General features: G+C 75.0%; 14 protein-coding genes. 5 read left to right on the forward strand and 9 right to left on the reverse strand.

What is annotated here, in order from left to right:
- The first annotated feature begins 15 nt into the window (after positions 1-15).
- Positions 16-3,336 carry a S8 family serine peptidase gene (locus AB0E83_RS01660; protein WP_362104347.1) on the forward strand — a complete coding sequence of 1,107 codons (3,321 nt, stop codon included), beginning with the start codon at positions 16-18 and terminating at the stop codon, positions 3,334-3,336.
- Positions 3,337-3,390: 54 nt separating this feature from the next.
- Here the strand turns inward: AB0E83_RS01660 and AB0E83_RS01665 are convergent, their stop codons facing one another.
- Positions 3,391-4,095 carry a hypothetical protein gene (locus tag AB0E83_RS01665; protein ID WP_362104349.1) on the reverse strand — a complete coding sequence of 235 codons (705 nt, stop codon included), beginning with the start codon at positions 4,093-4,095 and terminating at the stop codon, positions 3,391-3,393.
- A 1-nt stretch (position 4,096) separates the two neighbouring features.
- Positions 4,097-4,567, reverse strand: a complete 471-nt coding sequence (locus AB0E83_RS01670) for a sigma-70 family RNA polymerase sigma factor (RefSeq protein ID WP_362104596.1) — start codon at positions 4,565-4,567, stop codon at positions 4,097-4,099.
- Positions 4,568-4,741: 174 nt separating this feature from the next.
- Between AB0E83_RS01670 and AB0E83_RS01675 the strand changes: the two genes are divergently transcribed.
- Both AB0E83_RS01675 and pepN read left to right on the forward strand, forming a co-directional pair.
- The gene (locus tag AB0E83_RS01675; protein WP_362104351.1) at positions 4,742-5,758 is read left to right on the forward strand and encodes an aspartate-semialdehyde dehydrogenase; all 1,017 of its coding nucleotides are present in this window, start codon (positions 4,742-4,744) and stop codon (positions 5,756-5,758) included.
- A 143-nt stretch (positions 5,759-5,901) separates the two neighbouring features.
- Positions 5,902-8,481, forward strand: a complete 2,580-nt coding sequence (gene pepN / locus AB0E83_RS01680) for an aminopeptidase N (protein WP_362104353.1) — start codon at positions 5,902-5,904, stop codon at positions 8,479-8,481.
- A gap of 70 nt (positions 8,482-8,551) precedes the next feature.
- Here pepN and alc read toward each other — a convergent pair whose 3' ends face one another.
- From alc to AB0E83_RS01700, 4 genes are read right to left on the reverse strand one after another with little or no spacing between them, the layout of a single operon-like run.
- Positions 8,552-9,676 (reverse strand): allantoicase, encoded by a 1,125-nt coding sequence (gene alc, locus AB0E83_RS01685; RefSeq protein WP_362104355.1) that lies wholly within the window; start codon positions 9,674-9,676, stop codon positions 8,552-8,554.
- A gap of 58 nt (positions 9,677-9,734) precedes the next feature.
- On the reverse strand, positions 9,735-10,661 hold the full coding sequence (locus AB0E83_RS01690) for a LysR family transcriptional regulator (RefSeq protein WP_362104357.1): 927 nt from the start codon (positions 10,659-10,661) through the stop codon (positions 9,735-9,737).
- A gap of 10 nt (positions 10,662-10,671) precedes the next feature.
- Complete coding sequence (locus AB0E83_RS01695) at positions 10,672-11,613, reverse strand: EamA family transporter (protein WP_362104359.1); 942 nt, start codon at positions 11,611-11,613, stop codon at positions 10,672-10,674.
- Between the two features lie 5 nt (positions 11,614-11,618).
- Positions 11,619-12,560 carry an EamA family transporter gene (locus AB0E83_RS01700; RefSeq protein ID WP_362104361.1) on the reverse strand — a complete coding sequence of 314 codons (942 nt, stop codon included), beginning with the start codon at positions 12,558-12,560 and terminating at the stop codon, positions 11,619-11,621.
- Between the two features lie 178 nt (positions 12,561-12,738).
- On the opposite strand from AB0E83_RS01700, the gene AB0E83_RS01705 reads away from it, so the two are divergent.
- A complete protein-coding gene (locus tag AB0E83_RS01705) occupies positions 12,739-13,272 on the forward strand; it encodes a MarR family transcriptional regulator (RefSeq protein ID WP_362104363.1) in 534 nt (177 codons plus the stop codon).
- Between the two features lie 68 nt (positions 13,273-13,340).
- Here AB0E83_RS01705 and AB0E83_RS01710 read toward each other — a convergent pair whose 3' ends face one another.
- From AB0E83_RS01710 to AB0E83_RS01720, 3 genes are read right to left on the reverse strand one after another with little or no spacing between them, the layout of a single operon-like run.
- Complete coding sequence (locus AB0E83_RS01710; RefSeq protein ID WP_169084754.1) at positions 13,341-13,571, reverse strand: hypothetical protein; 231 nt, start codon at positions 13,569-13,571, stop codon at positions 13,341-13,343.
- Positions 13,572-13,591: 20 nt separating this feature from the next.
- Positions 13,592-15,679, reverse strand: coding sequence for a 4-alpha-glucanotransferase (gene malQ / locus AB0E83_RS01715; RefSeq protein ID WP_362104365.1), 2,088 nt, complete (start codon positions 15,677-15,679; stop codon positions 13,592-13,594).
- A 1-nt stretch (position 15,680) separates the two neighbouring features.
- The gene (locus AB0E83_RS01720; RefSeq protein ID WP_362104598.1) at positions 15,681-15,881 is read right to left on the reverse strand and encodes a hypothetical protein; all 201 of its coding nucleotides are present in this window, start codon (positions 15,879-15,881) and stop codon (positions 15,681-15,683) included.
- 345 nt (positions 15,882-16,226) lie between these two features.
- Here AB0E83_RS01720 and AB0E83_RS01725 point away from each other — a divergent pair, with 345 nt between their 5' ends.
- Positions 16,227-19,436 (forward strand): beta-N-acetylglucosaminidase domain-containing protein, encoded by a 3,210-nt coding sequence (locus tag AB0E83_RS01725; protein ID WP_362104600.1) that lies wholly within the window; start codon positions 16,227-16,229, stop codon positions 19,434-19,436.
- Positions 19,437-19,480 lie beyond the last annotated feature (44 nt).

A 19,480-nucleotide genomic window follows, 5' to 3' on the forward strand; every position in this document is an offset into this window, starting at 1 on the left:
CAAACAGGGATGTAAATGACCACCCCCGAAACGCAGAGCTCCATACCCGGGCGCTCGACCGCCGGGAGCAGACGAGCGGCGCGGATCGCCGCCGCCGCCGGCCTGGTGACCGCGCTCGTCGCGACCGGTGCCGCCCCGGTCCTCGCCGCCGACGACCCGGCGACGAACCCCCCGGTGAAGACCGCGGAGCCCGCCGACAAGCTCGGCGCCCTCGACGCCCAGCGCCTCGCCGAGGCCGAGGCCGCCGGCGAGCCGCACGTCACCGTCCTGGTCGCCACCGCGCCCGGCGCGACCGAGCAGGTCGCCGGCCAGCTCGACGCCGTCCCCGGCGGCTCCGTCGGCAACCGCAACGACGCGCTCGGCTACGTCCGCGCGACGCTGCCGACCGGCAAGGCCGAGGCCGCGATCAAGGCCGCCGCCAAGCTCTCCTCCGTCCAGTCGCTCGACCTCCAGGCCGAGATCCAGCTGGACGACCCGACCCCCGCCGCGGACACCGCCGCCGGCGCCGTCGAGGGCACCACGGTGACCCGGACGTACCCGGCGCCGTCGAAGTCCACCCCGGCGAAGAACCCGTACAACCCGTCCCACGAGACGGGCGCCGTCGAGTTCGTCGAGGACCACCCGAAGGCCGACGGCCGCGGCGTGACCATCGGCATCCTCGACTCGGGCGTCGACCTGGGCCACCCGGCCCTCCAGAAGACCACCACCGGCGAGCGCAAGATCGTCGACTGGGTCACCGCCACCGACCCGATCACCGAGAGCGACGCCACCTGGCGCGCCCAGGTCACCCCGGTCGCGGGCCCGGTCTTCACCGCCGCCGCGCAGTCCTGGAAGGCGCCCGCGGGCTCCTACCAGTGGAGCCGCTTCAGCGAGTCCGTCACCGCGGGCGGCGACCCGGCCGGCGACATCAACCGCGACGGCGACACCACCGACACCTTCGGCATGCTGTACGACGCCGCCGCCGGCACCGTCCGGGTCGACACCGACCAGGACTTCGACTTCACGGACAACGAGCCGATGAAGCCGTACAAGGACGGCTACCAGATCGGCTACTTCGGCACCGACGACCCGGCCACCGACGTCGTCGAGCGCACCCCGTTCGTCGTGGAGATCCGCAAGGACGTCCCGATGGACCCGTACGGCGGCTCCTGGGTCGGCCAGAAGCGCGACTTCGTCAACATCGGCCTCGTCGAGTCCTCGCACGGCACCCACGTCGCCGGCATCACCGCCGCCAAGGGCCTCTTCGGCGGGAAGATGAACGGCGCCGCGCCCGGCGCGAAGATCGTCTCCTCGCGCGCCTGCACCTGGACCGGCGGCTGCACCAACACCGCCCTCACCGAGGGCATGGTCGACCTCGTCGTCAACCGCGGCGTCGACATCGTCAACATGTCGATCGGCGGCCTGCCCGCGCTGAACGACGGCGACAACGTCCGCGCCCGCCTCTACACCCGTCTCATCGACGAGTACGGCGTGCAGCTGGTGATCTCGGCCGGCAACTCCGGCCCGGGCACCAACACGATCGGCGACCCCGGCCTGGCCGACAAGGTCCTCTCGGTCGGCGCGGCGGTCTCCCAGTCGACCTGGGCCGCCAACTACGGCTCGGCCGTCGAGAAGAAGTACGCCATGTTCCCGTTCTCCTCGCGCGGTCCGCGCGAGGACGGCGGCGCCGCCCCGCTGGTCACCGGCCCGGGTTCGGCCGTCAACACCATCCCGACCTGGCAGGCCGGCGCCGGCGTCGCCGAGGCCGGCTACAGCCTGCCCGCCGGCTACGGCATGCTCAACGGCACCTCGATGTCGTCCCCGCAGGTCGCGGGCGTCGGCGCGCTGCTGCTGTCGGCCGCCAAGCAGCGCGGCATCGAGCTCTCCCCGCTGACCCTGCGCACCGCGCTGACCTCGACCGCGAAGCGGATCCCGGGCGTCGCGGCCCACGAGCAGGGCGCCGGTCTCGTCGACGTCGTCGAGGCCTGGGACTCGATCAAGGACGGGGCGACCGCCCACTCCTACAAGGTCGAGGCCCCGGTCGACACCGCGATCTTCCCGGCCCCGCGCACCGGCACCGGCGTGTACGACCGCGAGGGCGGCCTCAAGGTCGGCCAGAAGAAGGTCTACGACGTCACCGTCACCCGCACCAGCGGCCCGGACCGCGCCGTCGAGCACGAGCTGGACCTCAAGTACAACGACGGCACCTTCCGGATCCTCGGCGACGACGAGATCGACCTGCCGCTGAACAAGCCGGTCACCGTCAAGCTGGAGGCCCGCCCGCGCACCGCCGGCGCGCACAGCGTGCTCCTGGAGGCCGACGACGAGCGCACCGAGGGCGTCGACAAGCAGATCATGTCGACCGTCGTCGTCGCGAACGACCTGGTCGCCCCCGGCTACACCTTCTCCGCCACCGGCAGCGTGCAGCGCAACAGCACGAAGTCGTACTTCGTGACCGTGCCGCGGGGCGCCAAGTCCCTGGAGGTCGCGATCGGCGGCCTGAAGGAGAAGAGCCAGACCCGGTTCATCGCCATCCACCCGTACGGCGTCCCGGTCGACCCGACCGCGACCACCGGCTGCTACCCGCACTACAACCCGGCGAACACCTGCCGTCCGGACCTGCGCTCCTACACCGACCCGCAGCCGGGCGTGTGGGAGATCGAGGTCGAGTCGCGGCGCACCTCGCCGGACCTGGACAACCCCTACAAGCTGGACGTCTCCGTCCTCGGCGCCTCCTTCGACCCGGCCGTCCAGACGGTCGCCGAGGCGAAGGTCGGCACCCCGGCCGGCGTCGAGTGGACCGTCACCAACGGCTTCGCCGCGCTCGACGGCAAGCTGAAGGGCGGCCCGCTCGGCTCGCAGAAGTCCGAGACGCCGACCATCCAGCACCACGAGCAGCAGACGAAGACCGTCACCATCGGTGAGGGCGTGGAGCGGCTCGACATCGCGATCGGCAACACCTCCGACAAGGCGGCCGACCTCGACCTGACCGTGCTCCTGAACGGCAAGCAGGTCGGCCAGTCCGCCGACGGCGACTCGGAGGAGTCCGTCTCCCTGGTCAAGCCGGCCGCGGGCACCTACACCGTCGTCGTCGACGGCTACGCGGTCCACGCCGAGGGCGGCACGACCTACGACTACAAGGACGTGTACTACTCGGCGGCGCTCGGCACCGTGAAGGTCGACGAGGCCCGGACCTACCCGCTGGCCAACGGCGCGAGCACCGAGGTCGCGGCCGAGGTCGTCGTCGGCGGCCCGGCCCCCGAGGGACGCCAGTTCTTCGGCCAGGTCCAGCTGGTCAACGCGCGCGGCACCGTCGCGGGCTCCGGCAGCGTCCTGATCGGCAGCGTCACCCCGTAACACCCCGGCACGAAGGGGGGCGGGCGTCCGTACGGGCGCCCGCCCCTCGCGCGTTCAGCCCCGGCCGGGGCAGTCCCCGGCCCCCTCCCGCAGCCCCTTCGCCACCCACGCGCGGCCGTACTCCAGCTCGTCGCGGACCGGGCCGACGTCCTCGCCGAGCTCGCCGGGCGGCTCCATGTCCTGGCGGAAGGAGAGCACCCCCTCCTCGGGGAAGCGGGAGACGACCACGAGCATCCGGACGCCGGGCCGGTAGTACGACGGCTCCCCCGCCCAGCTCCGGAAGACCAGCTCCCGGGCGCCACCGCCGGCCGGCTTGTACGCGCGCTCCACCCGGAGCACCACCCGGTACTCGCCCTCCCCCTCCAGCGGCTCGACCCGCGCGACGGTGCCCTCGGCGACGTCCGTGGCGCAGGCGACGATCCCGCCCGGCGTGAGCTTCGCGCTGCCCCCGGCGTCGTCGAGGCCGCCGTCCGGCCGCGCGGCCAGCCACGCCCCGCCGGTCCCGAGCACCCCCAGCGCCAGGCAGGCGGCGAGCGCCCAGGCCGCGATCCGGCCGCGGCGCCGGGGCCGTACCGGGGCCGGCGGCGGTACGGGCTCCGCCGTCAGGGCGTCCGCGAGGACGCCCAGCTGCGCGCGGATCAGGGCCACGTCCGCCAGGGCGCGGGCGACCTCCGGGTCGTCCCCGGCGCCGGCCCCGGCCCCTTCCCCGTCCTCCGGGAACAGGGCCAGTGCCAGCGGGTCCCGCTCCTTGTCGTCCACCTCACACCACCTCGTCCGTGCGGAGCCGCTGCCGCATCGCGCGGACGGCGGCGTGCAGCCTGCTCTTGACCGTGCCCTCGGGGACGTCCAGCTCCTCGGCGATCCGGGCCACCGGGAGGTCCGCGTAGAAGCGCAGCACCAGGACCTGCCGCTGCTTCTCCGGCAGCGCGTCCAGGCCCTCCGCCACGGCCAGCGCCAGGACGCGGGCCTCCTCCCCGCCGCCCGGCGGCTCCGGCAGCGCGGTCAGCCGCTCGCCGAGCCGCTCGTCCCGGCGCCGGGCCCGGTGCCAGTCGGCGGCCACGCGGGTGGCGACGACCGCGCACCAGGCGGCCGGGGAGCGCGGCGGGTCCCCCTTCGCCCGGGCCTCCAGGAGGCGGAGGCCCACCTGCTGCACCCCGTCCTGGAGCTCCGCGTACGGCACCCCGCCCAGCGCGAGGACCGCCCGCACCCGGTCCACGAGCGCCGCGTCCATCAGCTCCACCCCGCCCCCTTCCTCCGTCGGTTCCCCCCTTCGACGCACGGCCGCCCCGAAACGTTCGTCCGGGCGCCGCGTCCCGCCCCTCGGACAATGGATTGGACAAGGAACGGCAGGCGGCACGCATGATGGGGAGCGGCAGCACCTGCACACACGTACGGAGGAGTCCCCGTGAAGGTCGGAATCGTCGGAGCCACCGGTCAGGTCGGCACAGTCATGCGCAGGATCCTGGCCGAGCGCAACTTCCCGGTCGACGAGCTGCGGCTCTTCGCCTCCGCCCGGTCGGCGGGCACGGTCGTGGACGGCATCACGGTCGAGGACGCCTCGACCGCCGACTACACCGGCCTGGACATCGTGCTCTTCTCGGCCGGCGGCGCCACCTCCAAGGCCCTCGCCGAGAAGGTCGCCTCCCAGGGCGCCGTCGTGATCGACAACTCCTCCGCCTGGCGCCGCGACCCCGAGGTCCCCCTCGTGGTCTCCGAGGTCAACCCGCACGCGGTCAAGGACCGCCCCAAGGGCATCATCGCCAACCCGAACTGCACCACGATGGCCGCCATGCCGGTCCTCAAGCCGCTCCACCAGGAGGCCGGCCTGACCGCGCTGGTCGCCACCACCTACCAGGCCGTCTCCGGCTCGGGCGTGGCCGGCGTCGCCGAGCTCGACGGCCAGGTCAGGGCCGTCGCCGAGCGCGCCACCGAGCTCACGCACGACGGCGAGGCCGTGGCGTACCCGGAGCCCGGCGTCTACAAGCGCCCGATCGCGTTCAACGTGCTGCCGCTGGCCGGCTCGATCGTCGACGACGGCTCCTTCGAGACCGACGAGGAGCAGAAGCTCCGCCACGAGTCCCGCAAGATCCTGGAGATCCCCGGGCTGAAGGTCTCCGGCACCTGCGTCCGCGTCCCGGTCTTCTCCGGCCACTCGCTCCAGGTCAACGCCCGCTTCGAGCGTCCGATCAGCGTCGAGCGCGCCTACGAGCTGCTGAAGGGCGCCGAGGGCGTCGAGCTGTCCGAGATCCCGACCCCGCTCCAGGCGGCCGGCAAGGACGCCTCGTACGTGGGCCGCATCCGCGTCGACGAGACCGTCGAGAACGGCCTGGCGCTCTTCCTCTCCAACGACAACCTCCGCAAGGGCGCCGCGCTGAACGCGGTGCAGATCGCGGAGCTGGTGGCGGCCGAGCTCAAGGGCTGATCCCGCGTCCACGCGAAGAACGGCGGTCATCCTTCCGGGTGGCCGCCGTTCTTCGCGCGTCCGCCCTGGGAAATGCGCGATGCGTTCGCCGAGGACCCCGTGGAAAGATGGCCCAAACGTCACGAAACCGAGGAGTTGACCGGGTGCCTGGGACCAACCTGACCCGTGAAGAGGCCCAGCAGCGGGCGAAGCTGCTGAGCGTGGACGCGTACGAGGTCGAACTGGACCTCACGGGTGCGCAGGAGGGCGGCACCTACCGGTCCGTCACCACCGTCCGCTTCGATTCCGCCGAGGCGAACGCCGAGAGCTTCATCGACCTCGTCGCGCCGGCCGTCCACGAGGTCGTCCTCAACGGCCGCTCGCTGGACGTGGCCGCCGTCTTCCGGGACGCGCGGATCGCGCTGCCGCACCTGAAGCAGGGGCGCAACGAGCTGCGGGTGGTCGCGGACTGCGCGTACACCAACACGGGCGAGGGCCTGCACCGCTTCGTCGACCCGGTCGACGGCCAGGCGTACCTGTACACCCAGTTCGAGGTGCCGGACGCGCGCCGCGTCTTCGCCTCCTTCGAGCAGCCGGACCTGAAGGCCACCTTCCGGTTCACCGTGAAGGCGCCGGAGGGCTGGAGCGTCATCTCCAACTCGCCGACCCCGGAGCCGAAGGACGGCGTGTGGGCCTTCGAGCCGACGCCGCGGATCTCCACGTACATCACGGCCCTGATCGCCGGCCCGTACCACTCGGTGCACTCGACGTACGAGGGCCCGGACGGGCAGGTCGTGCCGCTGGGCATCTACTGCCGTCCGTCGCTGGCGGAGTTCCTGGACGCGGACCACATCTTCGACGTGACCCGGCAGGGCTTCGGCTGGTTCCAGGAGAAGTTCGCGTACGCCTACCCGTTCGCCAAGTACGACCAGCTGTTCGTGCCGGAGTTCAACGCGGGCGCGATGGAGAACGCGGGCGCGGTCACCATCCGCGACCAGTACGTCTTCCGCTCCAAGGTGACGGACGCGGCCTACGAGCGGCGCGCCGAGACCATCCTCCACGAGCTGGCCCACATGTGGTTCGGCGACCTCGTGACCATGGAGTGGTGGAACGACCTGTGGCTGAACGAGTCGTTCGCCACCTACACCTCGGTCGCCTGCCAGGCCGCCGTCGAGGGCACCCGCTGGCCGAACGCCTGGACCACCTTCGCCAACGCGGAGAAGACCTGGGCCTACCGCCAGGACCAGCTGCCGTCGACGCACCCGATCATGGCCGACATCAACGACCTGGAGGACGTGCTCGTCAACTTCGACGGGATCACGTACGCCAAGGGCGCCTCGGTCCTCAAGCAGCTCGTCGCCTACGTCGGCCAGGACGAGTTCTTCAAGGGCGTGCAGGCGTACTTCCAGCGCCACGCCTTCGGCAACACCCGTCTGGGCGACCTGCTCGACGCCCTGGAGGAGACCTCCGGGCGCGACCTGAAGACCTGGTCGAAGGCGTGGCTGGAGACGGCCGGCATCAACGTCCTGCGCCCGGAGATCGAGACCGACGAGAACGGCTCGATCACCGCCTTCGCGGTGCGGCAGGAGGCCCCGGCGCTGCCGGTCGGCGCCAAGGGCGAGGCCGTGCTGCGCCCGCACCGGATCGCGATCGGCTTCTACGACCTGGACGCGGCCGGCAAGCTGGTCCGCACCGAGCGCCTGGAGCTGGACCTGACGGCGACCGGCCGCACCGAGGTGCCGGCGCTGATCGGCAAGTCCCGCCCGGCGGTCGTGCTGCTGAACGACGACGACCTGTCGTACGCCAAGGTCCGCCTCGACGAGGTGTCGCTGCAGAACGTCACCGCGCACCTGGGCGACTTCGCCGAGTCGCTGCCGCGGGCGCTGTGCTGGGCCTCGGCCTGGGACATGACCCGGGACGGCGAGCTGGCCACCCGCGACTACCTGGAGCTGGTGCTGTCCGGCATCGCCAAGGAGTCGGACATCGGCGTGGTGCAGTCGCTCCAGGGCCAGGTGAAGGCGGCCCTGGAGCTGTACGCGGCGCCGGAGTGGCGGGACGCGGGCCTGACCCGCTGGACCGAGGCGGCGCTCACCCACCTCAAGGCGGCCGAGCCGGCGAGCGACCACCAGCTGGCGTGGGCGCGGGCCTTCGCCGCGGCCGCCCGGACGCCGCAGCAGCTCGACCTGCTCGCCGCGCTCCTGGACGGCCGGGAGACCATCGAGGGCCTGGCCGTCGACGCCGAGCTGCGCTGGGCGTTCGTGCAGCGGCTCGCCGCGACCGGCGTCTACGACGAGCCGGAGATCGCCGCCGAGCTGGAGCGGGACCGTACGGCCGCCGGTGAGCGGCACGCCGCCACGGCCCGCGCGGCGCGTCCGACCGAGGCCGCCAAGGCCGAGGCGTGGGCGTCGGTCGTCGAGGACGACAAGCTGGCCAACGCGGTGCAGGAGGCGGTGATCGGCGGCTTCGTCCAGGCCGACCAGCGCGAGCTGCTGGCGCCGTACACGGAGAAGTACTTCGCGTCGATCAAGCGCGTGTCGGAGACCCGCAGCCACGAGATCGTCCAGCAGATCGTGGTCGGTCTCTACCCGACGCTCCAGGTCTCCCAGGAGACGCTGGACGCGACGGACGCGTGGATCGCGGCGAACGACCCGGTGCCGGCGCTGCGGCGCCTGGTGACGGAGTCGCGCGCGGGCGTCGAGCGGGCCCTGAAGGCCCGGGCGGCGGACGCGGCCGCCGCGAGGTAGTCGCCCCGAGCGGGTACGACGAAGGGGCGCCCTCCCCCACGGAGGCGCCCCTTCGCCGGTCTTCGGACCCTTACCGGCTCGCGCGGTCGAAGCGGGCGCGCAGGTCGGCGGCGCCCTCCTCGGTCAGGGAGCCGTGCAGCCGCATGCGGGCGACGCCGCCGTCGGGGAAGGCGTCGAGCCGGACGTGGGTGACGACCGCCCGGGCCGGGAGCTTGAAGCGGTGCAGGGTGTCGGGCTGGAGGCGGGTGCGCGGCACGATCTCGAACCACTCGCCGTTCTCGCCGTTGCGGCCCTGGAGGGCGATCCAGCCGGCCGAGTTGCCCTTGAGGTAGGCGGTGTCGATCTCGACGGCGCGGACGGCGCCCTGGGCGGGGAGGCGGAAGCGGACCCAGTCGTTGGTGCCGCGGACGCGGCGGCGGCGGTTCTCCCAGCCGTCGTCCATCTTGCGGGAGGTGCCGGGCAGGATGATCTGGGTCGGCGAGGAGTAGAACTTGTCGGAGGCGTCCTCGTACGACCCGCCGTTGAGGACGGAGAGCAGGTCGATCGTGCCGAGGAGGTCCAGCCACTCGGGGTCGGGCAGCACCTCGCCGTGGACGCGGAAGCGGGCGACGCCGCCGTCCGGGTGCTGGCAGAGGCGGACGTGGGTCCAGCGGCGGTCGCTGTCGATCGTGAAGCCGTTGGCGGCGTGGCCGCGGACGGGGGTGGGCGGGACGAGCTCCTCCCACTTGGCGTCGAGGAGCTCCTCGGGGCTGGGGCTGCCCTCGACGGCGGTGGCCTGGACGCTGACCTTCTGCGGGTAGTTGCCGCGGAAGTGGGCGGTGTCGACGATCAGGCCGCGGATGACGCCGGGGGCGCCGAGGCGGACGATCGCCCAGTCGTGGTCCTCGGGGGCGGGGAAGGGGTGCTCCCCATCGGCGCCGCGGCGGCGACGGGTCTCCCAGCCGTCCATGATCTTGCCCTTGTGGCCGAAGTGCTCCGGGTCGAAGACGGCCCGCTCGCGGACGAGGAGGTTCTCGCGCTCGGCGAAGAACTCGTCGTTGGCGGCGACGACACCGCCGCCGAGACGGCGGTCGGCGAGGTCGACCAGCTCGGTGAAGGGGAAGTCACCGGTGCGGTAGTCGGCGTACGGGTCGCCCCCGGCGTACGGGGCGGCGTCGTTGGCGTGCGGGTCCTGGGTGTCCTCGATGGCGGTCATGGTCCGACTGTCCCGCGTCGGAAGCCCGGGGTCCATCGAATGTTTTCGACAGGTCTTTTCAGCTCCGCTGAACGTTCTCCCGCTGGACGGCGGCCTGGCGCAGCGCGGCGAGCACCCGGGCCACCGCCGGGCCCTCCTCGGCGCCGCGCCGCACCGCGGCGACGACGTGCCGGCGCGGCTGGTCGGCGGAGAGGACCCGCATGACGACGCCTCCGCCGCCCCGGCGGTCGGCGGAGGCCATCCGGGGCACCAGCGCGATGCCGAGTCCGGCCTCGACCATGGCGAGGATCGCGGTCCAGCCGGAGGCGCTGTGGGCCTGCTCGGGCACGAAGCCGGCGGCCTCGCAGGCGGCGGTGGTGATCTCGGACCAGGGCCCCGAGCCGCCGAAGATCCAGGGCTCGGCGGCGAGGTCGGCGAGGCGCAGGCCGGGGGCGTCGGCGAGCGGGTGGCCGGCGGGCAGGGCGACGTCGAGGGGGTCGGTGAGCAGCGGCAGCCGGGTGTACTTGGGGTCGCGGGCGGTGGGCGCGTGGGCGGCGAGCGAGAGGGCGAGGTCGACCTCGCCGGCGGTGAGCAGTTCGTACGCCTCCGCCGCCTCGGCCTCCCGGATCCGGACGTCGAGCCCGGGGTGGGCGGTGCGGAGCTGCCGGACGGCGGGGACGAGGAGCGCGGGCACGGAGGTCGGGAAGGCCGCCACCCGGACCTGGCCGGCCTCGCCCCGGAGGTAGCCGTCGAGTTCGGCGTCGGCGCGCTCCAGCTGGGCGAAGACCGCCTCGGCGTGGCGCAGGACGAGGTGGGCGGCGTCGGTGAGCCGGACGCGCCGGCCGTGGGCCTCCAGGAGCGGCACGCCGAGCTGCTTGGCGAGGTTGGTGAGCTGCTGGGAGACGGCCGAGGGGGTCATGAGCAGGGCCTGGGCGGTGGCGGTGACGGTGCCCCGGTCGCGCAGGGTGCGGAGGATGTGCAGCTTCTTGATGTCCCACTCGGTCATGGGGCGCAACCTACCGGGCGGAGCTCAGCGCCACTCCGCCGAGGATGAGGGCCATGCAGGCGCCGCCGGTCACGCCCAGCTCCTCGCCGAGCAGGACGTAGGAGAGGAGGGCGACGCAGACGGGCTGGAGGTAGTAGACGACTCCGGCGCGGGCGGCGCCGATCAGGGAGATCGCCCTGTTCCAGGCGAAGAAGGCGACGGCGGAGGAGAACACGCCGACGTAGAGCAGGGGGCCGACGGTGGCGGGCGCGGCGGGGAAGCCGCCCTGGACGGCGAGGGAGACGGCGTAGGCGGGGGCGAGCATGAGCGCGCCGAGGACGAAGGTGGCGAGGAGGAAGGCGAGCCCGTCGATCTCCGCGGGCCGGCGCTTGAGGAGCGCGCTGTACGAGGCGAAGGAGAGGGCCGCCGCGCCCATCCACAGGTCGCCGGCGGAGAGGTCGATCGCGAGGGAGCCCTCGCCGACGAGGAGGAGGACGCCGAGGACGGCGATCGCCGTGCCGAGGAGGCGGCGGGCGCCGAGCCGTTCGCCGCCGAGCCGGGCGTAGACCGCCATGATCACCGGAGAGGCGGCCATGATCATGCCCATGTTGGTGGCGGAGGTGGTCAGGCCGGCCTGGTGGACGAGGGTGTTGTAGAGGGTGACGCCGAACAGCGAGGCGAGGACGGTGAAGCCGAGGTGCCGGCGGAGGACCGCGCGCTGCCGCCAGAGCGGGCGGGCGGCGAAGGGGGCGACCGCGGCGAGGGCGATGACCCAGCGCCAGAAGACCGCCTGGACGGGCGGGACGGAGTCGGCCATGTCACGGGTGGCGACGAAGCTGCCGGACCAGACGACGGTGGCGAGGAGGGCGAGGAGCAGGCCGGGACCGGCGCCCTTGGCGGGGGCCGGTCCCGGGGTGGTGCCGGTGGCGGGGGTGGCGGGGGCGGTCGGGCGGCGGGCTGTCCTGAGGGTCATGCCGCTTACCGTCGCACCCCCGAAACCTCCAGGTCCATCGAAACTTTCTGACCGTTCCCTTCAGGAGAAGTGAACGTTTCGGCCGGCCGGGGCTTCGCGGGGGCCAGCTGGCCCGCCAGGGTGGCGCCGAAGGCGATGGCCATGCCGAGGAGCTGGACCGGGCCGAGGGACTGGCCGAGGGCGACCCAGCCGATGACGGCGGCGGTGATCGGGGAGAGCGGGCCGAGCAGGGTGACCGACGCGGCGCTCAGCCGCTCGATGCCGCGGAACCAGAGGAAGTACGAGATCGCGGTGTTGCCGAGGGCGAGGTAGGCGTAGCCGGCCAGGTGGGTGCCGGTGAGGGCGGGCGGGGCGCCTTCGACGAGGAGGGCGACCGGCAGGACGACCAGGCCGCCGGCGGTGAGCTGCCAGCCGGTGAGGGCGAGGGCGCCGACGCCCTCGGGGCGGCCCCAGCGCTTGGTGAGGACGACGCCGGCGGACATCGAGAGGGCGGAGAGCAGTCCGGCGACCACCCCGACGAGGTCGAGCGCGGCCCCGGCCTTGAGGACGACCAGGCTGACGCCGAAGGCGGCGGCGACGGCGGTGGTCAGGGTCCTGACGGTGGGCCGGTCGCCCAGGAGGAGGGCGGCGAGGCCGACGACGAAGAGCGGGCCGACCGAGCCGACGACGGCGGCGACCCCGCCGGGCAGCCGGTAGGCGGCGAGGAAGAGCAGCGGGAAGAAGGCCCCGATGTTGAGGGCGCCGAGGACGGCCGCCTTCCCCCACCAGGCTCCGGTCGGCAGCTTGCGGGTCAGCGCGAGGAGCAGGAGTCCGGCCGGCAGGGCCCGCACGAGGCCGGTGAAGAGCGGCCGGTCGGGCGGCAGGAACTCGGTGGTGACGAAGTAGGTCGATCCCCAGGAGATCGGGGCGAGGGCGGTGAGCGCGACGACGGCGGCCTTGCGGGACATGACAGGACTCCCCCCTGGAGCGGTGCGGCGCCGGCGGACCGGGGCCGGCGGGCGCGACCGGCCGGTGCGGACGGTGCGGACGACCGGGCTTGCTTTGCGGTAATTAACTTAGCACTAAGCTACTTACTTGCAAGTGGCTTTCTTGCCGTCGAGCCGGAGGAGCGGGGAGACTGAGGCCATGGAGAAGCACATCCCGGGGGCCGGACACGTCCCCGGCCCCGGACACGACGCCGTCGACGCCATCACCGACCAGTGGTTCGCGGTCCGCCCCGACCTGGCCACCCTCCCCATGGCGGTCTTCGGACGGATCTACCGGCTCGCCGCCGCCATGCGCGCCCAGGTGGACAAGGCGTACGCGCCGTACGGGGGGATGTCGCTCGGCGAGTTCGACGTGCTCGCCACGCTGCGGCGGTCCGGGGAGCCGTACACGCTCTCGCCGCGCGAGCTGACCGCCACGCTGATGATCACCACCGGCGGGATGACGGGCCGGCTGGACAAGCTGGAGAAGGCCGGGCTGCTCACCCGCAGCCCCGACCCGAACGACCGGCGCGGCCTGCGGGTCACGCTCACCGAGGAGGGCCGCTCCCTGGTGGACCAGGCCGTCGGCGCCGGTCTGGAGCGGCAGCGCGCCGCGCTGGAGGCGGCCCTCACCCCCGAGGAGGCGCACCAGTTGAACGACCTGCTGCGCAAGCTCCTCGCGGCCACCGCCTGAGGACGCGCGAGGGCGCCGCACGGCCGGCGTGGCCGTGCGGCGCCCTCAGGGACGAGCGGAGGAGGCGGTTACGCCTTCTTGCGGGACTTGTCGAGGACCATCACCAGGCCGGCGATGACCAGGAACAGCACCAGCGGAGCCGCAACGAACAGGCCGAGGGTCTCGATGACCTCCAGCTTGGGGGCCGGGTCGTCACCGTCGTCGCGGGTCAGCGCGAGCGCGGGGGACGACATGAGCAGCATCATCAGCGTCGTACCGGCCGCGACGGCGCCGGCGCGCAGGGCGTTCTTCTTGTCCACGGTGCAAAAGTAGCGAACACCTAAACGGCCCGCGCGCCCGGGGGTGCCGTACGGGCCCCCACCTCCTCCGCGACGGTCCGCAGCAGCGCGTGCGCCCGGGGCGAGGCGGCGATCCGCTCCAGGGTGAGCGGCTGCCCGCCGGGACCGGCGACCGGCAGCCGCCAGTTGGGGTACTCGTCCCAGGTGCCCGGCAGGTTCTGCGGCCGGCGGTCCCCCACCAGGTCCGGCAGCCACACCCCGACCATCCGGGCCGGGGTGCGGGCCAGGAAGCGGTGGACGGCCCGGACCTCGGCCTCCTCGTCCCCCGGCCCCTCCGGGAGCAGCCCGAGCCGCTGGAGGAGCCCGAGCCACTCGGCCGTCTCCGCCGCGTCCGCGGCCCGCTCGCGCGTCAGGTCGCCGCCGAGCAGCCCGAGGCGGTGGCGGAGCAGCACGTGGTCGCCGGAGAGCCGGGCCGCGGTGGACGGCAGGTCGTGGGTGGTCGCGGTGGCCACGCAGCCGGCCCGCCACGCCTCCGGCGGCAGCGGGGCGCCGCCGCCGTCCCAGTCCCGCTCGAACCAGAGCACCGAGGTGCCGAACACCCCGCGCCCGGCGAGGGCCTCGCGGACGCCCGGCTCGACGGTGCCCAGGTCCTCCCCGACGACGAGGGCGCCGGCCCGGTGCGCCTCCAGGACGAGGACGGCGAGCATCGCCTCCGCGTCGTACCGGACGTAGGTCCCCTCGGTGGGCTCGCGGCCCTCCGGCACCCACCAGAGCCGGAACAGGCCCATCACGTGGTCGATGCGCAGGGCCCCGGCGTGCCGCAGGAGTTCGCGGAGCAGACCGCGGTACGGGGCGTACCCGGCGGCGGCGAGGGCGTCGGGGCGCCACGGCGGCAGGCCCCAGTCCTGGCCCCGGGCGTTGAAGGCGTCGGGCGGCGCGCCGACCGACATCCCGGCCGCGAAGTCGCCCTGCCGGGCCCAGGCGTCGGAGCCCTCCGGGTGCACGCCCACGGCCAGGTCGTGGACGATCCCGACCGCCATCCCGGCCTCCCGGGCCGCCTCGGCGGCCTCGGCGAGCTGCCGGTCCGTCAGCCAGGCCAGCCGGCAGTGGAAGTCGACCCGGGCGGCCAGCCCCGCGTCGGCGCGGACCGCCGCCGCGGCGCCCTCCGGGGCGCGCAGCTCCTCCGGCCAGGAGCGCCAGTGGGGGCCGTGCCGTTCGGCGAGGGCCTGGTAGGTGGCGTGGTCCTCCAGGGCGCGGCCGCGCTCGGCGAGGAAGTCGTGGTACTCGGCGCGGCGGCCGGGGCCGGGCTCGACGCCGGCCAGGAGCTCCAGGGCGCGGAGCTTGAGCGCCCGGACGGCGTCCAGGTCGACGGTGGTGCCCTTGGCGAGGACGCCCTCGCGGAGCTCGGCGGCGGAGGCGACGATCCGGTCCATCTCCTCGCGCGCCCCGGGGTCCAGGTGGGCGTACTCGGGGATCCGCTCGATCCTCAGGTGGACGGGGTCGGGGAAGCGGCGCGAGGAGGGGCGGTACGGGGACGGGTCCGAGGGCGCCCCGGGCACGCCCGCGTGCAGCGGGTTGACCTGGACGAAGCCGGCGCCGTGCGCGCGGCCCGCCCAGGAGACGAGCTCCCGCAGGTCGCCGAGGTCGCCCATGCCCCAGGAGCGTTCGGAGAGCAGCGAGTAGACCTGGACGAGCAGGCCGTACGCGCGCGTGGCGGGGGCCGGGACCCGCGCGGGGGCGACGATCAGGGTGGCGCGGCCGGTGCGCCCGTCGGGCGCCTCGGCCTCCACGGCGTGCACGCCGAGGGGGAGCGCCGTCCAGTCGTCGCCGGTGTGGACGGCACCGGTCTCGGTGGTGACGCGCAGCAGGGTGCCGTCGGGCAGTCCGGCGGGCGGGCGGAGCGGTTCCGCGCCGGTGTGCCGGACGAGGGTGGGCGGGAGCAGCCGCTCCCGGTCGGCCCGCTCCGCCGCGTCGAGGGCGGCGGCGACCGCCTCCGGGGTGGTGGCGTCGACCCCGAGGGCGCCGAGGACCGCGACCACGGTGGCCTCGGGGACGGGCACGGTGACGCCCTCGGACGGGCTGAACGCGGTGGCGACGCCGTGTCGTTCGGCGAGGCGGGCCAGGGTCACTTCACACTCCGGGGGACTCCGGGCCGCCCCAGGCACCTGGGGCGGTGGGCTCGCTGGTGAGGGGGGCCGCGCCGGGGTGGGGCGGCTCGCTGGTGAGGGGGGTGGCGGTGGCGAGGGGCGGCTCGCTGGTCAGCGGCGCGGCCGCCGTCCACGAGGGCTCACCGGCCGGCGCGGGCGCGCCGGGGGCGGTCTGCTGCGGGATCCGTATCCGTCCGGACAGGGGGCGGGCGGTCGTGGTCACGGGGGTCTCCCGGTTCGTCTCGGCGGGTCGGCCGGCCGGCTGGTGGCCGGCGGCCGCGGGATGCGACGGGTGATAGCCCTACCCACCACGCCTCCCTTTGCCCCTTTTACCGGGGGAACACGGCGAAAGGACGACAGCTCGCCGGTGGTTCACCGGGCAAAGCCGACACTTCGCCCCCTCGCATTGACACCTCAGTGCGACGGGTGGTGGGCTCGTGACCCGCTCGTGACCAACCGGCCGGGCAGGACCCGCCCCTGACGCCCCGGCGGGCCCCGGCCCCGGTGAAGGGAGACCCCCGTGACCCCCGTGCGTCCGGGCCGCGGACCGCGGACGGCGACCGCGGTCGCCGCCGCCGTCATCGGCGGACTCCTCGGCGGTGCCGTGTCCGGCTCCGCGGCCGCCGTCCCGCCGCCCGCCGCGGTGCCCGACCTGGCCGCCTCGCCCGCGGCCCCCGTCGGCCCGGCCGCGCTCCCCGCCGTGCCCGCGCCCCGCGCCGGCACGCCCGCGAAGGCGCCCGCCGTGCCCGCGGTGTGGCCCCGGCCGCAGTCGCTGACCGCCGCCGGTCCCGCCGTGCGGCTCGGGGAGCGGGTGACCCTGGTGGCGGACGGGGACGCCGACCCGTACGCCCTGGCGGCGCTGCGGGGGCTGCTCGCCGACGCCGGGGTGCGGACCGTGCACGAGGGGCTGCCGGGCGCGGGCCCGGTCCTGCGGGTCTCGGGGCCGTCCGGGGAGGCCGCCGGGGAGGCGCTGGCCTCCTTCGGGGTGGCCGAGCGGGCCGACCTGCCGTCCGGCGGCTACCGGCTGGCCACCGGGCGCTTCGGCGGCCGGGACACCGTGGTCCTCGACGGGACGGGCGAGGACGGCCTGTACCACGCGGTGCAGACGCTCCGCCAGCTCCTCGGCGAGGGGCCGGGCGGCGTCGGCGACCGGGTGCCGGGCGTCGTCGTCCGGGACTGGCCCGGCACCGCCGAGCGGGGCGTCGTGGAGGGCTTCTACGGCACCCCGTGGACGACGGAGCAGCGTCTGGCGACGGTCGACTTCCTGGGCCGCACCAAGCAGAACCGCTACCTCTACGCGCCCGGTGACGACCCGTACCGCACGGCGCGGTGGCGCGACCCCTACCCGGAGGCGCAGCGGGCCGGGTTCCGCGCGCTGGCCGAGCGGGCCCGGGCCCGGCACGTGACGCTGGGCTGGGCGGTGGCCCCGGCCCAGTCCATGTGCCTGTCGTCGGACGCGGACGTGGCGGCGCTGACCCGGAAGCTGGACGCGATGCGGGAGCTCGGCTTCCGCTCCTTCCAGCTCCAGTTCCCGGACGCCGGGTACGGCGAGTGGACGTGCGACGAGGACGCGGACGCGTTCGGGCGGGACGCGGCGGGCGCGGCCCGGGCGCACGCGCGCGTGGCGAACACGGTGGCCCGGCACCTCGCCGAGCACCACCCGGACGCCGAGCCGCTGACCGTGCTGCCGACGGAGTACTACCAGGAGGGCACCAGCGAGTACCGGTCGGCGCTCGCGGGGGCGCTCGACGCGCGCGTGCGGGTGGCGTGGACCGGCGTCGGGGTCGTGCCGCGCACCGTCACCGGCTCCGAACTCGCCCGGGTGCGGGCGGCGCTCGGGCAGCGCCCGCTGGTCACCATGGACAACTACCCGGTGAACGACTACGCCCAGGACCGGCTCTTCCTGGGGCCGGCCACGGGCCGGGAGCCGGCCGTGGCGGTGGGGTCCGCCGCCTATCTGGCGCACGCCATGGAGCAGCCCGCCGCCTCCCGGATCCCGCTCTTCACCACCGCCGACTTCGCCTGGAACCCGCGCGGTTACCGGCCCGGGGAGTCCTGGCGGGCGGCGGTCGCCGACCTGGCGGGGCCCGATCCGGCCGCGCGGGCGGCGCTCGGCGCCCTGGCCGGGAACGCGGCCTCCTCGATCCTGGCCCCGGACGCCGAGTCGGCCGGGCTGAAGCCGCTGATGAGCGCCTTCTGGTCGGCCCGGGCCTCGGGCACGGCGGCGGCGCGGGAGAAGGCGGGCCGCGAGCTGCGGGCCGCGTTCACCGTGATGCGCCAGGCGCCGGGGCGGCTCGCGGACACGGCGGACGGCGCCCTGCGCGCCGAGTCGGGGCCCTGGCTGGAGCAGCTGTCCCGGTACGGGGCGGCGGGCGAGGCGGCCGTGGACACGCTGCTCGCGCAGGCGCGCGGGGACGGTCCCGCGGCCTGGCAGGCGCAGCTGCGCCTGGAGCCGCTGCGTCCCCGGCTCGCGGCGAGCGGGGTGACGGTCGGCGCCGGGGTCCTCGACCCGTTCCTGGACCGGGCGGCGAAGGAGGCGGCGGCCTGGACGGGCACCGACCGGGAGCCGGAGCGCCAGGTGGACCGGGCCGCCGGTTCGTACACGCTGCGGCTGGACCGGGCGCGGCCGGTGGAGACGGTGACGGTGCTGACCGGCCCCCCGGCGGACGGGAAGGCACCCGGGGCGGGCTCCGGGGACCGCTCCGGAAAGCCGGCCGGCGGGACGCACGCGCGCGTGGAGGCGTACGTGACGGGCGAGGGCTGGCGGCCGCTGGGGCCGCTGTCCGCCACCGGCTGGACGCAGACCGAGCTGAAGGGGCTGCGCGCCGAGGCGCTGCGGATCGTCTGGGACGGCGAGGGGCCCGCGCCCGACGTGCGGTCGCTCGTGCCGTGGTTCGCGGACGGGCCGCGGGCCGGTCTGGAACTGGACCGCGCGGAGACCGACCTGGAGGCCGGCGGTCCGGCGGCCCGGGTGGAGCTGCGGCTGACCGGGCGGCGGGCGGCCGAGGTCCGGGGCCCGCTGACCGCGCGGGCGCCGGAGGGGATCACCGTACGGCTGCCGAAGGAGGCCGCGGTGGAGCGCGGCGGCACGACGACGGTGCCGGTGGAGGTGTCGGCGGCGCCGGGCACGGCGACCGGCGAGCACCGGGTGCCGGTCTCCTTCGCGGGCGAGGAGCGGGTGCTGACGGTGCGGGTCTTCCCGCGCACGGGCGGCCCGGACCTGGCCCGGTCGGCGACGGCCTCCTCCTCCGGCGACGAGACGGCGGACTTCCCGGCGGCGCTGGCGGTGGACGGCGATCCGGGGACCCGCTGGTCCTCGCCGGCCGAGGACGGGGCCTGGTTCCAGCTGGAGCTGGCCGAGCCGGCCCGGATAGGGCGGGTGGTCCTGCGCTGGCAGGACGCGCACGCCGCCCGCTACCGGGTGCAGGTCTCGGCCGACGGCCGGAACTGGCGGACGGCGGCGACCGTGACGGACGGCCGGGGCGGCACCGAGTCGGTGCGGATGGACGCGGCGGACACCCGCTTCCTGCGGGTGCAGGGCGAGAAGCGGGCGACCCCGTACGGCTACTCGCTCTGGTCGGTGGAGGCGTACGCGGTGGCGCCGGAGCCGGCGGCCGCCGGGAAGAGCCCGAAGAGCCCGGAGAGCCCGGAGAGCCCGGGGGCTCCGGCGGCCCCGGAGTCCTCGAAGGCCCCCGAGGCCCCGGTCCGGGGCGCGCCGGAGGAGGGCGCCGCCCCCTGAGCGGCGCCCTCCCCTCCGGGTCCGGTCCGCGGCGGGCCGGGGAC

Source organism: Streptomyces sp. NPDC035033 (genome assembly GCF_040636735.1).
Classification (GTDB): domain Bacteria; phylum Actinomycetota; class Actinomycetes; order Streptomycetales; family Streptomycetaceae; genus Streptomyces.

Coding starts and splice junctions, on each gene's coding strand:
- AB0E83_RS01660 (WP_362104347.1), top strand. CDS start 16: ATGACCACCCCCGAAACGCAGAGCTCCATACCCGGGCGCTCGACCGCC.
- AB0E83_RS01670 (WP_362104596.1), bottom strand. CDS start 4,567: ATGGACGCGGCGCTCGTGGACCGGGTGCGGGCGGTCCTCGCGCTGGGC.
- alc (WP_362104355.1), bottom strand. CDS start 9,676: ATGACCGCCATCGAGGACACCCAGGACCCGCACGCCAACGACGCCGCC.
- AB0E83_RS01690 (WP_362104357.1), bottom strand. CDS start 10,661: ATGACCGAGTGGGACATCAAGAAGCTGCACATCCTCCGCACCCTGCGC.
- AB0E83_RS01695 (WP_362104359.1), bottom strand. CDS start 11,613: ATGACCCTCAGGACAGCCCGCCGCCCGACCGCCCCCGCCACCCCCGCC.
- AB0E83_RS01700 (WP_362104361.1), bottom strand. CDS start 12,560: ATGTCCCGCAAGGCCGCCGTCGTCGCGCTCACCGCCCTCGCCCCGATC.
- AB0E83_RS01705 (WP_362104363.1), top strand. CDS start 12,739: ATGGAGAAGCACATCCCGGGGGCCGGACACGTCCCCGGCCCCGGACAC.